The sequence below is a fragment of the Streptomyces sp. NPDC032472 genome, from assembly GCF_040636955.1.
In the GTDB taxonomy this organism is placed as follows: domain Bacteria; phylum Actinomycetota; class Actinomycetes; order Streptomycetales; family Streptomycetaceae; genus Streptomyces.
Genome location: NZ_JBEZVK010000001.1, coordinates 218,922 through 235,306, shown reverse-complemented (window position 1 = coordinate 235,306; position 16,385 = coordinate 218,922). Strand labels below are relative to the sequence as shown.

Annotated in this window: 17 protein-coding genes; 3 read left to right on the top strand and 14 right to left on the bottom strand. The window is 73.7% G+C overall.

The annotated features are described in order from the left end of the window. From AB0F11_RS01050 to AB0F11_RS01040, 3 genes are all read right to left on the bottom strand, one after another. A partial coding sequence (locus AB0F11_RS01050) for an AAA family ATPase (RefSeq protein ID WP_362166761.1) occupies positions 1 to 2,160 on the bottom strand: 2,160 nt, incomplete at its 3' end. A 190-nt stretch (positions 2,161 to 2,350) separates the two neighbouring features. After that, on the bottom strand, positions 2,351 to 2,566 hold the full coding sequence (locus AB0F11_RS01045) for a hypothetical protein (protein WP_361905666.1): 216 nt from the start codon (positions 2,564 to 2,566) through the stop codon (positions 2,351 to 2,353). A gap of 349 nt (positions 2,567 to 2,915) precedes the next feature. Further along, entirely contained in the window at positions 2,916 to 3,197 is a 282-nt protein-coding gene (locus tag AB0F11_RS01040; protein ID WP_361905668.1) for an acylphosphatase, read from the bottom strand. Positions 3,198 to 3,333: 136 nt separating this feature from the next. On the opposite strand from AB0F11_RS01040, the gene AB0F11_RS01035 reads away from it, so the two are divergent. Beyond that, a complete protein-coding gene (locus tag AB0F11_RS01035; RefSeq protein WP_362166758.1) occupies positions 3,334 to 4,230 on the top strand; it encodes a CAP domain-containing protein in 897 nt (298 codons plus the stop codon). A 74-nt stretch (positions 4,231 to 4,304) separates the two neighbouring features. Then, entirely contained in the window at positions 4,305 to 4,703 is a 399-nt protein-coding gene (locus tag AB0F11_RS01030; protein WP_362166756.1) for a helix-turn-helix domain-containing protein, read from the top strand. Here the strand turns inward: AB0F11_RS01030 and mutM are convergent. From mutM to AB0F11_RS00985, 9 genes are all read right to left on the bottom strand, one after another. Further along, positions 4,676 to 5,545 carry a bifunctional DNA-formamidopyrimidine glycosylase/DNA-(apurinic or apyrimidinic site) lyase gene (mutM, locus tag AB0F11_RS01025; protein WP_362166753.1) on the bottom strand — a complete coding sequence of 290 codons (870 nt, stop codon included), beginning with the start codon at positions 5,543 to 5,545 and terminating at the stop codon, positions 4,676 to 4,678. The genes AB0F11_RS01030 and mutM overlap by 28 nt on opposite strands. A gap of 183 nt (positions 5,546 to 5,728) precedes the next feature. Continuing rightward, the gene (rnc, locus tag AB0F11_RS01020; RefSeq protein WP_362166751.1) at positions 5,729 to 6,559 is read right to left on the bottom strand and encodes a ribonuclease III; all 831 of its coding nucleotides are present in this window, start codon (positions 6,557 to 6,559) and stop codon (positions 5,729 to 5,731) included. A 19-nt stretch (positions 6,560 to 6,578) separates the two neighbouring features. Further along, a complete protein-coding gene (rpmF, locus tag AB0F11_RS01015) occupies positions 6,579 to 6,752 on the bottom strand; it encodes a 50S ribosomal protein L32 (protein ID WP_026165248.1) in 174 nt (57 codons plus the stop codon). Between the two features lie 2 nt (positions 6,753 to 6,754). Next, a complete protein-coding gene (locus AB0F11_RS01010; RefSeq protein ID WP_362166749.1) occupies positions 6,755 to 7,423 on the bottom strand; it encodes a DUF177 domain-containing protein in 669 nt (222 codons plus the stop codon). A gap of 111 nt (positions 7,424 to 7,534) precedes the next feature. Further along, entirely contained in the window at positions 7,535 to 8,596 is a 1,062-nt protein-coding gene (locus tag AB0F11_RS01005; RefSeq protein WP_362166747.1) for an ATP synthase F0 subunit B, read from the bottom strand. A 104-nt stretch (positions 8,597 to 8,700) separates the two neighbouring features. After that, positions 8,701 to 9,180: a pantetheine-phosphate adenylyltransferase gene (gene coaD / locus AB0F11_RS01000; RefSeq protein WP_362166807.1), complete on the bottom strand. Its 480-nt coding sequence runs from the start codon at positions 9,178 to 9,180 to the stop codon at positions 8,701 to 8,703. 29 nt (positions 9,181 to 9,209) lie between these two features. Further along, positions 9,210 to 9,785, bottom strand: a complete 576-nt coding sequence (rsmD, locus tag AB0F11_RS00995) for a 16S rRNA (guanine(966)-N(2))-methyltransferase RsmD (RefSeq protein ID WP_362166745.1) — start codon at positions 9,783 to 9,785, stop codon at positions 9,210 to 9,212. 187 nt (positions 9,786 to 9,972) lie between these two features. Continuing rightward, on the bottom strand, positions 9,973 to 12,183 hold the full coding sequence (gene recG, locus AB0F11_RS00990) for an ATP-dependent DNA helicase RecG (protein WP_362166743.1): 2,211 nt from the start codon (positions 12,181 to 12,183) through the stop codon (positions 9,973 to 9,975). 16 nt (positions 12,184 to 12,199) lie between these two features. Further along, positions 12,200 to 13,831, bottom strand: coding sequence for a DAK2 domain-containing protein (locus tag AB0F11_RS00985; RefSeq protein WP_362166741.1), 1,632 nt, complete (start codon positions 13,829 to 13,831; stop codon positions 12,200 to 12,202). 241 nt (positions 13,832 to 14,072) lie between these two features. On the opposite strand from AB0F11_RS00985, the gene rpmB reads away from it, so the two are divergent. Next, positions 14,073 to 14,258, top strand: a complete 186-nt coding sequence (rpmB, locus tag AB0F11_RS00980) for a 50S ribosomal protein L28 (RefSeq protein ID WP_064070327.1) — start codon at positions 14,073 to 14,075, stop codon at positions 14,256 to 14,258. Between the two features lie 188 nt (positions 14,259 to 14,446). Here rpmB and thiD read toward each other — a convergent pair whose 3' ends face one another. Both thiD and AB0F11_RS00970 read right to left on the bottom strand, forming a co-directional pair. Further along, a complete protein-coding gene (gene thiD, locus AB0F11_RS00975; RefSeq protein WP_362166738.1) occupies positions 14,447 to 15,250 on the bottom strand; it encodes a bifunctional hydroxymethylpyrimidine kinase/phosphomethylpyrimidine kinase in 804 nt (267 codons plus the stop codon). After that, positions 15,247 to 16,230: a thiamine-phosphate kinase gene (locus AB0F11_RS00970; RefSeq protein ID WP_362166736.1), complete on the bottom strand. Its 984-nt coding sequence runs from the start codon at positions 16,228 to 16,230 to the stop codon at positions 15,247 to 15,249. The genes thiD and AB0F11_RS00970 overlap by 4 nt, the downstream gene beginning before the upstream one ends. Between the last annotated feature and the right edge of the window lie 155 nt (positions 16,231 to 16,385).

Here is a 16,385-nt window from a genome sequence, read left to right as displayed (position 1 = left end):
GGCGCCCCCCCCCCCCCCCCTCACCCCCCCCCCCGCCCCCCGCCTCCCCCCCGGCCCCCCCGGGGGGCCCGCCCCCGCCCCCCCCCGGGGGGCGGCCCCGCCCTCCGGCAGCGTCGCCCCGCCCCCGGCCGGGTCGGCAACCACCGTCGACGGGGTGGGCCCGGCGTCCGACGGGTCCCCGCCGACAGCGCCGACCGCGGCGGAAACGACAGCCGGGGCGGTCGGCCACGCTGCCGGGGCGGCCGCGCGGTCCCCGACCGGGGTCGGGCCCGGGATCGGCCCCCCGGCAGGGGCCGGACCGTCGGTGGGGCCGAGGGCGGCGCCCGCCCGCGGCGGCGCGCCGCCGGACGCGGCCTCGCCGGGCAAGGTCTGGCCGGGCAGGGTGGGGTGCGGCCGGGTGGTCGAGGCCGGACCGGCGCCGGGTGGGGCCTGGCCGGGGAGCGGGGACGGGGTGATCAGGAGGGTGGCTCGGCCGGTGTCCGTGGTGCGCAGGTGGCGCAGGGCCTCGGCGGCGGCCGGCGGGGAGGTCACGGCCAGGGCGTCGGCGGCGGTGCCGAGGGCGGCCGCCACGGCGGCCTCGTGGCCCGGGGCCACCGTGAGCCGTTCCGCGGCCGGGCCCAGCAGGCCGGCCAGCTTCTCCTTCGCCGCGAGCAGCGCTCCTGTGCCGTCCTTGCGCCGCAGGCCGAGCGCGAGCGCATCGCGCCGGGCCGCCACCGCGGCCCGCGAGCGCTCGGCGGCGGTGGCCGCGTCCCGCGCCGCCGCGAGGGCCGCCTCCGCCGCCGCCAGCTCGGCCCGCGCCGCCTCGTACTCCGCGTCCGCCGACGACGGCTCGTCGAGCCCGCCGACCTCCTCGGCCAGGGCCTCGTACTCGGCCTGGGCGGCCTCGGCGCGCAGCGCCGCCTCGTCCCGGGCGGCCACCAGCCGGTCGATCTCCGCCTGGGCGGCGCCCGCGCGGGACCGGGCCGCGCCGAGCCGCCCGGTCAGCCGGGCCAGGGCCTCGCGCCGGTCGGCGACGGCCCGCGCGGCGTCCCGCAGCCGCCGCTCCTCCTCGGCCAGGGACCGCTCCAGCTCGGCGCGGTGCTCGACGGTGTCCTCCAGCGCGCGGGAGGCGGCCTCCAGCGCGGCCGCGAGCTCCGCCTCCTGCTCGCGGATCCGCGCCGCCTCGCGCTCCATGTCCTCCGGGTCGCGGCCCCGCCGCTCCTCCTCCACCGGGGCCGAGGCCGACTTCACCCGCGCCTCGGCCAGCGACGCCGTACCGCGTACCCGTTCGGCCAGCTGCGACAGCTCGTACCAGGTCTGCTGCGCCCGCTGGAGACGGGGTGCCAGCTGCCGCACCGTTTCCTCAAGCTCCGCCTCGCGCCGCAGCGCCTCGGCGAGCTGGGCCTCGGCTGCCTCCTTGCGCCCCTTCAGCGCCGCCTCGTCGGCGCTCTCCGCCGCCAGCGCGCCCCGCAGCGCGACCAGGTCGTCGGCGAGCAGCCGCAGCCGCGCGTCGCGCAGGTCGGCCTGGATCACGGCGGCGCGCCGGGCCACCGCGGCCTGCCGCCCGAGCGGCTTGAGCTGCCGCCGCAGCTCGTCGTTGAGGTCTTGTACGCGCGCCAGATTGGCCTGCATCGCGTCGAGCTTCCGCAGCGCCTTCTCCTTGCGCTTGCGGTGCTTCAGTACGCCGGCGGCCTCCTCGATGAAGGCGCGGCGGCCCATCGGGTCGGCGTGCAGGACGGAGTCGAGCTGGCCCTGCCCGACGATGACATGCATCTCGCGGCCGATGCCGGAGTCGGACAGCAGCTCCTGGATGTCGAGCAGCCGGCAGGTGTCGCCGTTGATCTGGTACTCGCTGCTGCCGCCACGGAACATGATCCGGGTGATGGTGACCTCGGCGTACTCGATCGGCAGGGCGCCGTCGGAGTTGTCGATGGTCAGCGACACCTCGGCCCGGCCGAGCGGCGGGCGCCCGGTCGTCCCGGCGAAGATGACGTCCTCCATCTTCCCGCCGCGCAGCGACTTGGCCCCCTGCTCGCCCATGACCCAGGACAGCGCGTCGACCACGTTGGACTTGCCCGAGCCGTTCGGGCCCACGACACACGTGATGCCGGGCTCGAAGCGCAGGGTGGTGGCCGAGGCGAAGGATTTGAAGCCGCGCAGGGTCAGGGACTTGAGGTGCACGCCGCCGGACTCTACCTTTCGCGGTCGGTTTCACCCATGAAGGTGCAGGGCACAACTGACGTCAAGGGAATCAGCCCCTCACCTGGTGGAACGCGGCGGCGCAGGAAAGAGCAAGAAAGAAGGGACGCCGGGGCGTCCCTTGCAGATCGTGCGGGCTGAGATCGAACGACGAGTAGCGCGGATCAGCGGATCAGGTGAGCGCAGGCTCCGCCTGGGGTACGTCGATGTCGATGCGGTCCAGCAGCGTCTCTCCGTGCTGAGCGGCGGCCGCGTTCAGCGCGTCGTTCTCGGACTGAATCCGTACGAGCTCGGACTCGAGGTCCTGGACGCGCTGCTGAAGCCGTCGCATCTCGGCGAGGAGTCGCGGGTCGGAGCCGCCGACGTAACCGAGAAGCGCCTTTGCCATGATGGATGGTCCTCCACACTGAGTGACCGACCGAAGCGGTGTGGGTCGTGAGGGAATCGCACCCGCGGATGTCCGGCAGCGACTGTCAGTCACTGCGCTTAACTCTGCCAGCACTGCCAAACAGCTCGGGTGCGCGGGGCTTCCAGCGTCTCACCAAAAAGTTTGACGGTCAACACGATCACGCCCCGTATCGGCGGGCCGCTCGGCTCTGGCTCGGGACGTGGAGATCGTCCTCGCTTCCGAGCCTTCCACGGATGACCGCGCGCGGCAACGTGCAGCGGGCGAACGTGCAGTTCCGGTGCCGTGCACCCCCTCGGCAGGTGTGATCAGTACATGATCAGCCGATCGGTCAGCGGATCGCGAAGTCGTCGTAGCCACCGCGCGGTGTCCCCCAGATTTCTGTCACTCCGTCGACCCTCCCGGGCGTGTCGTCGGAGCGCAGCCAGTCGAGCAGCCGGTGGCAATTCTCACGTTGACCCTCGGCCACCACCTGTACTCGCCCGTCGTCGAGGTTGAGTGCGAAGCCGAGGAGCCCGCCGATCTCGAGGGCATTGGCCCTGGTGAACCAGCGGAAGCCCACGCGCTGTACACGGCCGCGCACCCAGGCGGTCAGGCGGACATCGTCATCCATGCGTGCACGCTAACCGGCGGGCCCGCTGGACGGCGCACCGCCCCCGGGGCCCCATGGCGTACAGTCGCGGACCAATGAACTCACCCATTTGGGTGGGTTAAGGATGATCTTGAGCTCGTCAGGAAGGTCCGCGCCGATGGGACGCCACCGACTCCAGGCCGCGCCGCGCCGCGGGGACAAGCGCCGCACCGCCGTGCGCACCGGCCTGGTGGGCGCCTGCGTGGCCGTGGTCCTCGGCACGGCGGCCGTCACCACCGGCATGGTGCCGGTCGGGAGCTCGTTCCCGTACGTCGGCGTCACCGCCGCCGACTCGGCGGCCAAGGCCGAGCCGCAGGCCGCGGCGAAGACCACCCCGCGCCCCGAGCCCGTCACCCAGAACCCGCCGGGCGGCCTGGCCAACCTGTCGGGCCGCGCCTCCGCGGGCCCCGCCACCGACCCCTCCCCTTCCCCCTCGGCCTCGCCCACCCCGACGGCCACGCCGAGCCCCTCGGCCTCCCCCACTCCGGCGGCCTCCGCCCCGGCGCCGGAGAAGCCGGAGGCCGCCGCCCCGAAGCCGGCCGCCCCGAAGCCGGCTGCTGCCAAGCCGGCTGCCCCGAAGCCGGCCGCCCCGAAGCCGGCCGCCCCCAAGCCCGCGGCGCCGACCGCCACCGGCGGCCACTCGGCCGAGGAGGCCGCCGTACTGGCCCTGGTCAACCAGGAGCGGGCCCAGGCCGGCTGCGGTCCGGTGCGCGCCAACCCGCCGCTCGCGGCGCTGGCCGCGGCCTTCAGCAAGGACATGGCCGTCCGCGGCTTCTTCGACCACACCGACCCCGACGGCAACACGCCGTGGGACCGGGCCACGAAGGCGGGCCTCGCCGGGCTCGGCGGCGAGAACATCGCCCGCGGCCAGGGCGATGCCGAGTCGGTCATGAAGGCCTGGATGAACAGCCCCGGCCACAAGGCGAACATCCTCAACTGCGAGTTCCGCACCCTGGGCGTCGGCATGTACGCCGCTGCCGGCGGCCCCTGGTGGACGCAGGACTTCGGCTTCTGATCCGACGGGCTTTCAAGCTTTCAATGCGAAAGCGCAACCTGTTGGAAAGCGCTGTCCGGCGTTAAGCTGGCCGCATGGAGACCACTCCGGAACCGGCCCCGTCGGACCTGCCGTTCGACGCCTTCGCGCGCGCCTGCCCCTCGCGGGCGACGCTGGAGCACGTCACCGGCCGCTGGGGCAGCCTCACGGTCGGGGCGCTGCGCGACGGCTCCTGCCGCTTCAACGAGCTGCGCCGCAAGGTGGAGGGCGTCAGCGAGAAGATGCTCTCGCAGACCCTGCACGCCCTGGAGCGGGACGGCATCGTCCACCGCGAGGCGCAGCCGACGAACCCCCCGCGCGTCGACTACGAGCTGACCCCGCTCGGCATCGAGGTCGCCGACCGGTTGCTCTCCCTCATCCACTTCCTGGAGGGCAGCATGCCGCAGGTGCTCTCCGCCCGGGAGTCCTACGACGCCGCGCGCGGCGGCCGCTGACAGCGCGGGCAGAAGTAGCTGGAGCGGTTCATCCACGGGCGGCGCCGCATCGGGGTGCCGCAGCGCCGGCAGGGCTCGTCCTCGCGCCCGTAGGCGTCGAGCGAGCGGTCGAAGTAGCCGGACTCGCCGTTGACGTTGACGTAGAGGCTGTCGAAGCTGGTGCCGCCGACCGCGAGGGCGGCGTTCATCACGTCCCTGACATGGCCGAGGAGTTCGGTGCTCTTGGGGCGGCCGATGCCGGCGGTGGGGCGCTCGTAGTGCAGCCGGGCCCGCCACAGCGCCTCGTCGGCGTAGATGTTGCCGACGCCGCTGATCAGGGACTGGTCCAGCAGCGCCCGCTTGACGGTGGTCCGCTTGGCGCGCAGCGCGAGGTGGTACACGGCCTCGTCGAAGAGGGGGTCCAGCGGGTCGCGCGCGATGTGCGCGATGACGTCGGGCAGCCCGTCCTCGCTGTCGGCGGCGGCCTCGTGGAGTGAGAGCCCGCCGAAGGTGCGCTGGTCGACGAAGCGGAGCTCGGTGCCGGCGCCGTCCTTGAACCGGACGCGGATGCGCAGGTGCTTCTCGTCGGGGGCGTCCTCGGGCTGGACCAGCAGCTGGCCGCTCATGCCGAGGTGGCCGAGGACGGACAGCTCCCGCCCCTCCAGGGGCAGCCACAGGTACTTTCCGCGCCGCCGCGGGACGCCGATGGTCTGCCCGGCCAGCCGCGCCGCGAAGTCGGCCCCGCCCGCGGGGTGGCGGCGTACGGCGCGCGGGTGCAGCACCTCGACGGAGTCGACCGTCCGCCCGGCCACCCAGCGCTCCAAGCCGCGGCGCACCACTTCGACTTCGGGCAGCTCGGGCACGGTGTCCTCCGACAGGGGGTGCGGACGGCGCGGGACGCGGCGTCCGGGGACGGCGGGCGTCCGCCTCTGCCGCGAGCCTACCCGGCGGCCCGGCGCGGCAGGGGCCCCGCCCGGAAACGGGGCCGCCCGCCCCTGCCGGTGGCAGGAGCGGGCGGGTGGTACCCGGAGGAAGGAAGCGTCGGGTCAGGCCTTCGGAGCCGGATCGGCGGAGGCCGGCGCCCCGCCGTCCGCGGCCGGGGCCGGTGCCCCGCCGGCGGACGCCGCTTCCGCGGCCTTCCGCTCGTCCGCGGCGGCGCGGATCCCGCGCCACGCGGACTCCGCCGCCTGCTGTTCCGCTTCCTTCTTGCTGCGGCCGGTGCCGGTGCCGTACGAGACACCACCGACGCGGGCGGCAGCGGTGAAGGTCTTCTCGTGGTCCGGGCCCGTCTCGGTGACCAGGTATTCCGGTACGCCGAGGCCCTCGGCCGCCGTGAGCTCCTGGAGGCTGGTCTTCCAGTCCAGGCCGGCCCCGAGGTTCGAGGACTTCTCGATGAGCGGGTCGAAGAGCCGGTGCACCAGCTCGGAGGCCGCTTCGAGGCCCTTGTCGAGGTAGACCGCGCCGATCACCGCTTCGAGGGTGTCGGCGAGGATGGAGGCCTTGTCCCGGCCGCCCGTGCCCTCTTCGCCCCGGCCGAGCCGGATGAAGGAGCCGAGGTCGAGGCCGCGCCCCACCTCCGCCAGTGCGCGCGAGTTGACCACCGCGGCCCGGAGTTTGGCCAGCTGGCCCTCGGGCAGGTCGGGGTGGGTCGTGTACAGCGTGTCCGTGACCACCAGGCCGAGCACGGAGTCCCCGAGGAACTCCAGGCGCTCGTTGGTGGGCAGGCCGCCGTTCTCGTACGCGTACGAGCGGTGGGTCAGCGCACGCACCAGAAGGGCGGACTCGAGTTGATACCCGAGCCGCCCTTCCAGAAGCGTGTGGGACGAGGCCGCGTTGTTACTGTCTGCCTGCTTCTCAGCGTTGGACAGCTCAGACATTGCGCCTCTCACCAGCCGCTCAGACCTCGAGGACCTGGCGCTTGTTGTAGGTGCCGCAGCTCGGGCACGCGATGTGCTGCTGCTTCGGCTCCTGGCAACGCTCACACGAAACCAGGGTGGGGACCGCAGCCTTCCACTGCGACCGGCGGTGGCGCGTGTTGCTGCGCGACATCTTCCGCTTCGGAACAGCCACGGCTACTTCTCCTGCTTCTCGGCGGCGCTCTGAACGTCGTCAGATGCAGTGCCGCTCATGTTGTCCTTCTCGCCGTCCTGATCGGTCACGACGAGTTCCTGCAAAGCCGCCCAACGGATGTCGACGGCGTCGTGGTGGTGCTCCGGGTCCTCGTTCAGGCTGATCCCGCAGTCGGGGCACAGTCCGAGACAGTCCTCCCGGCACACCGGCTGCAGCGGCAGTGCGAGCACCACCGCGTCCCGCAGCACGGGTTCGAGGTCGAACAGGCCGTCCTCGAGGTAGAGCGTGTCCTCGTCGTCCTCGGCGTCGTCGGCCGGCTCCGCCTTGGGGCGGCCCCGGTCGTCGGCGTCAGGGTACGAGTACATCTCCTGGAAGTCCGCCGTGAGCTCGCGCCCGACGGCCTCCAGACACCTTACGCACTCCCCCTCGGCCGATGCACGGACGGTGCCTGTGACAAGCACCCCTTCCATGACCGACTCCAGGCGGAGCTCGAGCTTCAGCGGGGCGCCCTCCGGCACCCCGATGACGTCGGCGAGACCGAGGTCCGCCGGTGCCGCGATCTCGCGGGACAGCCGCTGCATGGCACCAGGACGCCGGCCCAGCTCGTGCGTGTCGAACACGAGGGGGTTGCGGTGGTCGAGGCGGGTGTTCAGGGCCGTTCCTGCTTTCACAGATCGCTGAAGATCGAGAATTCTGCCGCTCAAGGGCAGCACGGATCGCGGCGCATACGCGCGACCGAACAGCCAGGATACCCGGCGCTTCGCTCTGAGCCCAATCCGGGATCAGCGGCCCTGTTCGTACTGGCGCAGCTGGTCCAGGTTGATCATGCTCGTGTCGAAGAAGCTGGTCTCGTCGAGCGCGGGCTGCTGCTGCGGGGCCGACTGGGGCGCCCCCTGCTGCCCGTAGGCGGCGTACGGGTCCGGCTGCTGCCCGTAGCCCGCCCCGTACGGGTCCGGCTGCTGGGCGGCCTGCTGGACCGGCTGCTGGTAGCCGTACGCGTCCTGGTACGGGTAGCCGTCGTGGGCGGCGGGCTGCGGATAGCCGTACGCGTCGTACACGGGCTCCGGCCGGGCCTGCTGCGGGATCACGGGCGCGGCCGGCGCCGGGGGCTCCGCCGGCTCGGCCAGGCCCGCCAGGAAGTCCGCGTCGCTCGCCGAGCGGGACTGCGCCGCCCCCGCCGCGTCCTGCGCCGCGATGTGCGCGCCGAGGTCGTCGGTGGGCACCCGCCCCAGCAGCTTCTGCCGGCCGCGGCCGACCGCCTCCAGGGTCTTGGAGAGCACCGCCTCGAAGGTGGCCAGCTTGGTGTCCACGTACGCGTCCGCCTGCCGGCGCTGCGTCTCGGGGTCGCTGCTGCGCTCGGGCGCATCCGCGTCCGGGTAGCCGTGCTCGTCCAGGCCCGGCCCGCGGCCCAGCAGCTTCTCGCGGCCGCGGTCCACCGAGCCGATGGTCTTGGTCAGGACGACCTCGAAGTTGGCGAGCTTGCTGTCGACGTAGTCGTCGGCCTGGGCGCGGATCTCCTCGGCCTCCCTGCGGGCCTCCGCCAGGATCCGGTCGGCCTCGCCCTGCGAGCGGCGCGCTACCTCCGTGTCGGAGATCAGCGAGCCGCGCTGGGCGTGGGCCGACTCGATGATCCGCTCCGCCTCCCGGCGCGCCTCCTCGACCATCCGGTCGCGGCCGCCGATGAGCTCCTGCGCCTGGGCGAGGGAGCCGGGCAGGGCCTGGCGCACCTCCTCGAGCTGCGCGAGCAGCTCGGCGCGGTTGATGACGCAGGAGGCCGACATGGGCATGGACCGGGCGCCGCCGACGGCCGCGACGATCTCGTCGAGCTTCTTCTGCACGTCCATGGGGGCTCGCACTCTCTCGGCCTCGGGGCGGTTCCTGAGACGGACGGGACGACTGTAAGGCCACCCGGCGGGCCCCCGACACCGCCTGACGCCCAGTCAACCGGTCAGCGGTTGCGCAGCCGCTCCAGGAGCGCCGCGTGGACGTGCGCCGGCAGCAGGTGGGCGACGTCGCCGCCCCAGGTCGCGACCTCCTTGACCAGCGAGGAGGACAGGAAGCTGTAGGTGGGGATCGTGGGGACGAAGAGCGTCTCGACGCCCGACAGGCCCAGGTTCATCTGGGCCATCTGCAGCTCGTAGTCGAAGTCGCTGACCGCGCGGAGGCCCTTGACGATGGCCGGGATGTCCCGCTGCTTGCAGAAGTCGACGAGCAGGCCGTGGAAGGACTCGACCTGGATGTTGCCGTAGTCGGCAGTCGCCTCGCGGATCAGTTCGACCCGCTCCTCGACGGTGAACAGGCCCTGCTTCGACTTGTTGATCATCACGGCGACGTGCACGACGTCGTAGAGCCTGGAGGCGCGTCCGATGATGTCGAGGTGTCCGTTGTGGATGGGGTCGAAGGACCCCGGACAGACGGCGCGGCGCAACTTGGTCCCCTTGCTCTCCGGAGCGGTCATCATGAATCTTCGCTGGTGAAGGCGGCGCGACCGTACCAAAGGGTGCCTTCGCCGTACTTGCGCGAGCGCAGCGGCTCGAACCCCTCCGGCCACGGGAAGGCTCCGCTCCTCGTGCCGCGCTCCACGGTGACGAGCGCATCGTCGGTGAGCCAGCCATTGGCGCGGAGTGTGAGGAGGATCTCGCCAAGATCGCCGTGGCTGACGGCGTACGGCGGGTCCAGGAAGACCACGTCGTACGGCTCCCCCGCGGGCACCGCCACGACCTGCTCGGCCTTGCCCGCGCGGAACTCTGCTCCGGGCAGGCCGAGCGTCCTGATGTTGTCCCGGATCGCCCTGGCGGCCTTTGCCTCGGCCTCCACCAGCAGCGCGTGCGCCGCGCCGCGCGAGAGTGCCTCCAGGCCCACGGCGCCGGAGCCGGCGTAGAGGTCGAGCACCCGGGCCCCCTCGACGCCGTGCAGCGACTCCCAGGTGGAGAAGAGGCCTTCGCGCATCCGGTCGGAGGTCGGCCGGGTGCCGGTGCCCGGGGGCACGGCCAGCCGTCGCCCGCCGGCGCTGCCGGCGATCACGCGGGTCATCTGGGGTCCTTCGGTACGGCGGTCGGGTGGTGGGGCGGCGGGTCCGCGGCCGGGTGCCGCGGGCCCTGCGGCGGCTGCCGGGCACCGCCGGCCGCCGCGGGGTTCCACGATAGGTCCAGGGCGCCGGCCGGTGCCGCCCGGCCCCGGCGTCTCTTCCGGATCCTGCCGGGCCCCTCCCGGCCGGTGCTCAGCCCTTCTCCAGGTACTGCTCGCGCTCTTCGTCCAGCAGGGCGTCGAGGGCCGTGCGCAGGGCGGGCAGGTGCTCCAGCTCGGGGTCGGCGGCCACGGTCCGGGCGGCCTCCTCGCGCGCCTGGGCGATGATCTCCTCGTCCTCGATGACGGCCAGCATGCGCAGGGACGAGCGGACACCGGACTGGGCCTGGCCGAGCACGTCGCCCTCGCGGCGCTGCTCCAGGTCGATCCGGGACAGCTCGAACCCGTCGAGGGTCGCGGCCACTGCGGCCAGCCGGGCTCGGGCCGGGCTGGCCTCGGGCATCTCGCTGACCAGCAGGCACAGGCCCGGGGCGGAGCCGCGGCCGACGCGGCCGCGCAGCTGGTGGAGCTGGGAGACGCCGAACCGGTCCGCGTCCATGATCACCATGACGGTGGAGTTCGGCACGTTCACACCGACCTCGATGACCGTGGTGGCGACCAGCACCTTGACCTCCCCGGCGGCGAACCGCCGCATGACGTCGTCCTTGTCGGCCGGGTCCATCCTGCCGTGCAGCACCTCCACGGCGAGCCCGGCCAGCGGACCGGTGCGCAGCTTCTCGGCGGTCTCCAGTACGGCGAGCGGGGGCCGCTTCTCGGCCTCGTCCTCGGCGGACTTCGCCGCCTTGGCGGCCTTCTTCTCGTCCTCCTCGTCGCCGATGCGGGGGCAGACCACGTACGCCTGGTGGCCCTTGTCCACCTCCTCGCGGACCCGCTCCCAGGCGCGGGTGAGGAAGTGCGGCTTGTCCTTCGCGGGCACCACGTGGGTGGCGATCGGGGAGCGCCCGGCGGGCAGCTGGTCGAGGACGGAGGTCTCCAGGTCCCCGAAGACGGTCATCGCGACGGTGCGCGGGATCGGGGTCGCGGTCATCACCAGCAGGTGCGGCGGCTGCTTGCCCTTGGAGCGCAGGGCGTCGCGCTGCTCCACGCCGAAGCGGTGCTGCTCGTCGACGACGACCAGGCCGAGGTCGTGGAACTGCACCTTGTCCTCGATCAGCGCGTGGGTGCCGATCACGATGCCGGCCTCGCCGGTGACCAGGTCGAGCAGGGCCTGTCGGCGGGCGGCCGTCCCCATGGACCCGGTGAGCAGCACGACCTTGGTGGCCCGCTCGGCCCCGCCCAGCATCCCGCCCTCGGCGAGCTCGCCCATCATCTCGGTGACGGACCGGTGGTGCTGCTGCGCGAGCACCTCGGTGGGCGCGAGCATCGCGGCCTGCCCGCCGGAGTCCACCACGGCGAGCATCGCGCGCAGCGCGACCATCGTCTTGCCCGAGCCGACCTCCCCCTGGAGGAGGCGGTGCATGGGGTGTGCGGTGGCGAGGTCGTCGAAGATCTCGCGGGAGACGGTCTGCTGGCCGTCGGTGAGGGTGAAGGGGAGCTTGGCGTCGAAGGCGTCGAGCAGGCCGCCGGGGGCGGGGCGGCGCGGGACGGCGGGAAGTTGGGCGTCGGCGTGCCGGCGGCGGGCCAGGGCCACCTGCAGGACGAAGGCCTCGTCCCACTTGAGCCGGTCGCGGGCCTGCGCGACATCGGCCTTGGTGCGCGGGCGGTGGACCTTCAGGAGGGCTTCGGGGAGGGTGAGCAGCCCGCGGCCCTCGCGCAGCGCGGGCGGCAGCGGGTCCGCGGCCTCCTGCGCGCTGGGCAGTACCGCGTCCACGGCCTTGGCGATCTTCCAGCTCTCCAGTTTGGCGCAGGCCGGGTAGATCGGGATGAGCTGGTTGGCGAAGGCGTCGACCGCCGAGGCTCCGGCGTCGGCGCCCAGCAGTTCGTACGCGGGGTGCGAGAGCTGGAGGCGGTGGTTGAACCTCCCGACCTTGCCGGCGAACATCGCCCGGCTGCCCGGCAGCAGGTCCTTGTGCGGCTTGTGCACGCCGGAGCCGAAGAAGACCAGCTGGAGGCGGCCGTACCCGTCCGTGATGGTCACCTCCAGGCGTCTGCCCCGCCCTCCGTTGAAGGTGTGCACGCGGGCGTCGGCGACCTGGGCGACCACCGTCACGTGCTCGTCGAGCTGGTCGCCCAGGTCGGCGAGCGAGGTCAGCTCGCCGCGCTCGGCGTACCGGCGAGGGTAGTGGTGCAGCAGGTCGCCGACCGTGTGCAGGCCGAGCTGCTCGGCCAGCACCTTCGCGGTGGCGGGGCCGAGCGTCTTCTTGAGGTCTTCGTCGAGCGCGGGCACGTGTTCATTGCACACCATCGCGCCGACAAGGCGGCTATTCGACCCCGATGAGCAGGGGCGCGCAGTAGCGCCCGCCCCGGTAGGTGACGGTGTCCACGGCCAGGTGCCCGTGCTGGACGTACGCCTCCAGGCGTCCGGGGAGCGCGTCGGGCACCTCGGGACCGAGGACCAGGGTGACCAGTTCGCCGCCGGAGCCCAGCATCCGTTCCAGGACGGCCTCGGCGGTCCCGGCGAGGTCGCGGCCGATCACTGCGACGTCGCCGTCGATGAGGCCGAGCACGTCGCCGGCCTGGCAGATGCCTGCGGAGGTGAACGACTGCCGTTCGGCGACGGCGAGTTCCGCGTAGCGGGTGGCGCCGGCCGCGGCGGTCATGGCGACGACGTCCTCGTCGAAGGTGCCCTCCGGGTCGTGGACGGCGAGGGCGGCCAGTCCCTGGACCGCGGAGCGGGTGGGGATGACCGCGACCCGGACCCCGTCGGCGCGGGCCCGTTCGGCCGCGGCGGCCGCGGCGGCCCGCTCGTCGGGGCCGCCGGGCAGCAGCACCACCTCGCGGGCGTGGGCGCGCCGGACGGCGTCGAGGAGCCCGTCGGCGTCGGGCGCCTGGCCGGGGCGGGCGAGGACGGTGGTGGCGCCCGCCTCCGCGCACAGGGCGGCCAGCCCCTCGCCCGGGACCACGGCGACCACGGCCCGCTGGACGCGCTCGCCCCGGGCGCGGCGGCGCTCGTCGCCGAAGTGCGTGATGCGGATGCGGTGGGGCCGGCCGGCGACGACGCCGGCCTCGACGGCGGCGCCGGGGTCGTCGACGTGGACGTGGACGTTCCACAGCCCGTCGCCGCCGACGACGACCAGGGAGTCCCCGAGCCCGTCGAGGCGCTCGCGCAGCCGGGCCACGGCCGGTTCGCCGGCCTCCAGCAGGTAGACGACCTCGTACGCGGGTCCGGCCTGCTCCTCGGCGGCGCAGGGCTGTGCGGGCTGCGGTACGGGCACGGCCCGGCCCCGGACCGCCTCCGCGGCGGGCTCCTGCCCGGACAGGGTCTGCCACAGCGCCCCGAGGACGGCGACCAGCCCGCAGCCCCCGGCGTCGACGACCCCGGCCCGGCCCAGCTCGGCGAGCTGCCCGGGGGTGGCGGCGAGGGCGGCGCGGGCGCCGTCGTACGCGGCCCGGGCGACGTCCGCGGCGGTCCCGGCGGCGGACTCGGCGGCCTGTGCGGCCTGCGCCGCGGCGGCGGCGACGGTGAGCATGGTGCCCTCGACGGGGTGCGCGACGGCCTCGTAGGCCTCCTGGGCGGCCCGGGTGAGGGCCTGGGCGAGCAGCGGGCCCGGGCCGCGCCCGCCGGGGTCGTCGCCGAGGACGTCGGCGACGCCGCGCAGCAGCTGGGCCAGGATCGTCCCGGAGTTCCCGCGGGCGCCTATGAGCGCGCCGTGCGCCCAGGCCCGCACCGCCTGGGCCAGGGAGGCGGCGCCGGCGGCGTCCAAGGCGCGGTCCGCCGACTCGGCGGTGAGGTAGAGGTTGGTGCCGGTGTCCGCGTCCGCGACGGGGTAGACGTTGATCGCGTCGATGTCCTCGCGGGCCCGGCCCAGTGCGGCCAGGGCCAGCGAGCTCCAGGTGCGCACCGCTTCGGCGTCGAGCTCGTCGGCGGGCTGCGGCTGCGGCTCGTGCGGCACCGGGCGTTCCTCCTTGTGCGGGCCAGGGTTCACCGCAGGGTAACGAAGGACTGCCGGGGCGTCGGGCCCGCGGGGCGGGCCGGGCGGCAGCCGTGGTAGTTTTCTTGGACGGGAGCAGCCGTTGTATGCTGCTCCGGTTGCCCGATGAGAGTCGGGCTGTTCCCCCGGCAAACCACTTCAGATCTCTGATCCGGTGCGCCGGATTTCACTGTAAGTGCATCTGAAGTCTTTGGAGTGACCTGTGGCTGCCAACTGCGACGTTTGCGGCAAGGGGCCGGGCTTCGGCAACAACATCTCGCACTCGCACCGCCGTACGTCCCGTCGCTGGAACCCGAACATCCAGCGCGTGCGTGCCGTGGTCAGTGGGACGCCGAAGCGCCTCAACGCCTGCACCTCGTGCATCAAGGCCGGCAAGGTCTCGCGCTGACGCGTCCCGTCGTCGTAGCGCAGCCCTTCCCGGTTGCCAAGAAGGCCGGTCCACCTCGGTGGACCGGCCTTTTGCCTTGCCCGGACGCCCGGGTACGGCAGGAGGGCCGCCGCCTCACGTGATGAACGCGAGGCGGCGGCCCTCCTGTCGTACGGTCCCGCGGTCGGGCCGCGGCCGTGTGATGCGTGTCAGCGGTGCCACTGCCAGGCGTGGTGGACCGGGCCGATGCCGACGCCGAGCGCGAAGCCGGCCGCGATCGCGCCGGTCACGTACTCCTTGGCCTCCATGACGGCCTGCGGCACGTCCTGCCCCTTGGCGAGGCCGGCCGCGATCGCGCTGGCGAGGGTGCAGCCGGTGCCGTGGGTGTGCCGGTTGTCGTGCCGGGGCGCCCGCAGCCACAGCAGGGTGTCGCCGTCGGTCAGCAGGTCGGCGGCCTCGTCCCCGTGGGCGGCCAGGTGCCCGCCCTTGATCAGCGCCCACTCGGGCCCGAAGGCGAGGACGGCGTCGGCGGCCCGGCGCATGTCGTCCTCGCCCTCCACCACCACGCCCGTGAGCTGCGTCACCTCGTCCAGGTTGGGGGTGGCCACGGTGGCCCGCGGCAGCAGCTCCTTGCGTACGGCCTCCAGCGCCGAGGCGGCGAGCAGCGCGTCCCCGTGCTTGGAGACCCCGACCGGATCGACGACGGCCGGGGCTTCGGTGGCGGCGAGCAGCCCGGCGACCGTCTCCACGAGGGCCGCGGAGGCCAGCATGCCGGTCTTGACCGCCTGGACGCCGATGTCCTCGGTCACCGCCCGGTACTGGGCCGTCACGGCCTCGGCGGGCAGTTCCCAGACCCCGTGGACGCCGAGGGAGTTCTGCGCGGTCACGGCGGTGACCACGCTCATCCCGTGCACGCCGAGCGCCAGCATGGTCTTGAGGTCGGCCTGGATGCCGGCGCCGCCGCCGGAGTCCGATCCGGCCACGGTCAGGCACAGCGGCGGCGCGTCGCTCATCTCGGGGTCTCCTCCGGAGCCGGGTCGGAACCGAAGTGGTCCCAGCCGCCCGTGCTGGTCCAGGGCGCGCCGTCCACGGTCACTTGGGGCAGCGCGGACCGGTTCAGGACCTCCCCGATGACCTTCCAGCGGGCGGGCAGCTTCACGTCGGGCGGGAAGGTGGCCACGATGGCGTGATCTTCCCCTCCGGTGAGCACCCACTGCAAGGGGTCGACGCCGACGGCCTGCCCGATGTCGTGCATCTGCGTCGGGATGTCGACGGCCCCCGAGCGCAGGTCGATGCGGACCTTGCTGGCCTCGGCGATGTGCCCGAGGTCGGCGATCAGGCCGTCGCTGACGTCGGTCATGGCGGTGGCGCCGAGTCCGGCGGCCGCGGGGCCGGCATGGTAGGGCGGCTCGGGGCGCCGGTGCGCCTCGACGAAGGCCCGCGGGGAGCGGAAGCCGCGCGAGAGGACCGCGTAGCCGGCCGCGGACCAGCCCAGCCAGCCGGTGACGGCGACGACGTCGCCGGGCTGGGCGCCGGAGCGCAGCACGGGCTCGTGGTTGCGCAGGTCGCCGAGGGCGGTGATGGAGACGGTGATGGTGTCCCCGCGCACGACGTCGCCGCCGACCACGGCGGCGCCGGCGACCTGGCACTCGTCGCGGATGCCGTCCATCAGCTCGGTGGGCCAGGTCACCGGCAGTTCCGCGGGGACGACGAGGCCGAGCAGCAGCGCGGTCGGCACCGCGCCCATGGCGGCGATGTCGGCGAGGTTCTGCGCGGCGGCCTTGCGGCCGACGTCGTAGGCCGTGGACCAGTCGCGCCTGAAGTGCCGGCCCTCCAGCAGGATGTCCGTGCTCGCCACGACCCTGCGGTCGGGGGCGGACACCACTGCGGCGTCGTCGCCGGGTCCGAGCCGGACCGCCGGGGTGGTGGTGAGCCGTGAGGTGAGCTCCCGAATGAGCCCGAACTCCCCCAGCTCGCCCACAGTGCCCTTCATCGCTGTGCCCCTTCTTGCCCAGTCCGCTTGCGGTCGCGAGCCGTCACAGCTCTGGGTACCGTCAACAGATACGTCAACTTCTGCTCTCCGTACGCCCCGCTGTGCGTGGCGCCGCACACCCGGGTCTCCCGCTGGTGCACGGCAACGCGGTACCG

Bases quoted from the DNA above. Each gene is read 5' to 3' on its own strand.
- AB0F11_RS01045 (WP_361905666.1), bottom strand. From the start codon at position 2,566: ATGGCAAAGGCGCTTCTCGGTTACGTCGGCGGCTCCGACCCGCGACTC.
- AB0F11_RS01040 (WP_361905668.1), bottom strand. From the start codon at position 3,197: ATGGATGACGATGTCCGCCTGACCGCCTGGGTGCGCGGCCGTGTACAG.
- AB0F11_RS01035 (WP_362166758.1), top strand. From the start codon at position 3,334: ATGGGACGCCACCGACTCCAGGCCGCGCCGCGCCGCGGGGACAAGCGC.
- AB0F11_RS01030 (WP_362166756.1), top strand. From the start codon at position 4,305: ATGGAGACCACTCCGGAACCGGCCCCGTCGGACCTGCCGTTCGACGCC.
- rnc (WP_362166751.1), bottom strand. From the start codon at position 6,559: ATGTCTGAGCTGTCCAACGCTGAGAAGCAGGCAGACAGTAACAACGCG.
- AB0F11_RS01005 (WP_362166747.1), bottom strand. From the start codon at position 8,596: ATGGACGTGCAGAAGAAGCTCGACGAGATCGTCGCGGCCGTCGGCGGC.
- rsmD (WP_362166745.1), bottom strand. From the start codon at position 9,785: ATGACCCGCGTGATCGCCGGCAGCGCCGGCGGGCGACGGCTGGCCGTG.
- recG (WP_362166743.1), bottom strand. From the start codon at position 12,183: ATGGTGTGCAATGAACACGTGCCCGCGCTCGACGAAGACCTCAAGAAG.
- thiD (WP_362166738.1), bottom strand. From the start codon at position 15,250: ATGAGCGACGCGCCGCCGCTGTGCCTGACCGTGGCCGGATCGGACTCC.
- AB0F11_RS00970 (WP_362166736.1), bottom strand. From the start codon at position 16,230: ATGAAGGGCACTGTGGGCGAGCTGGGGGAGTTCGGGCTCATTCGGGAG.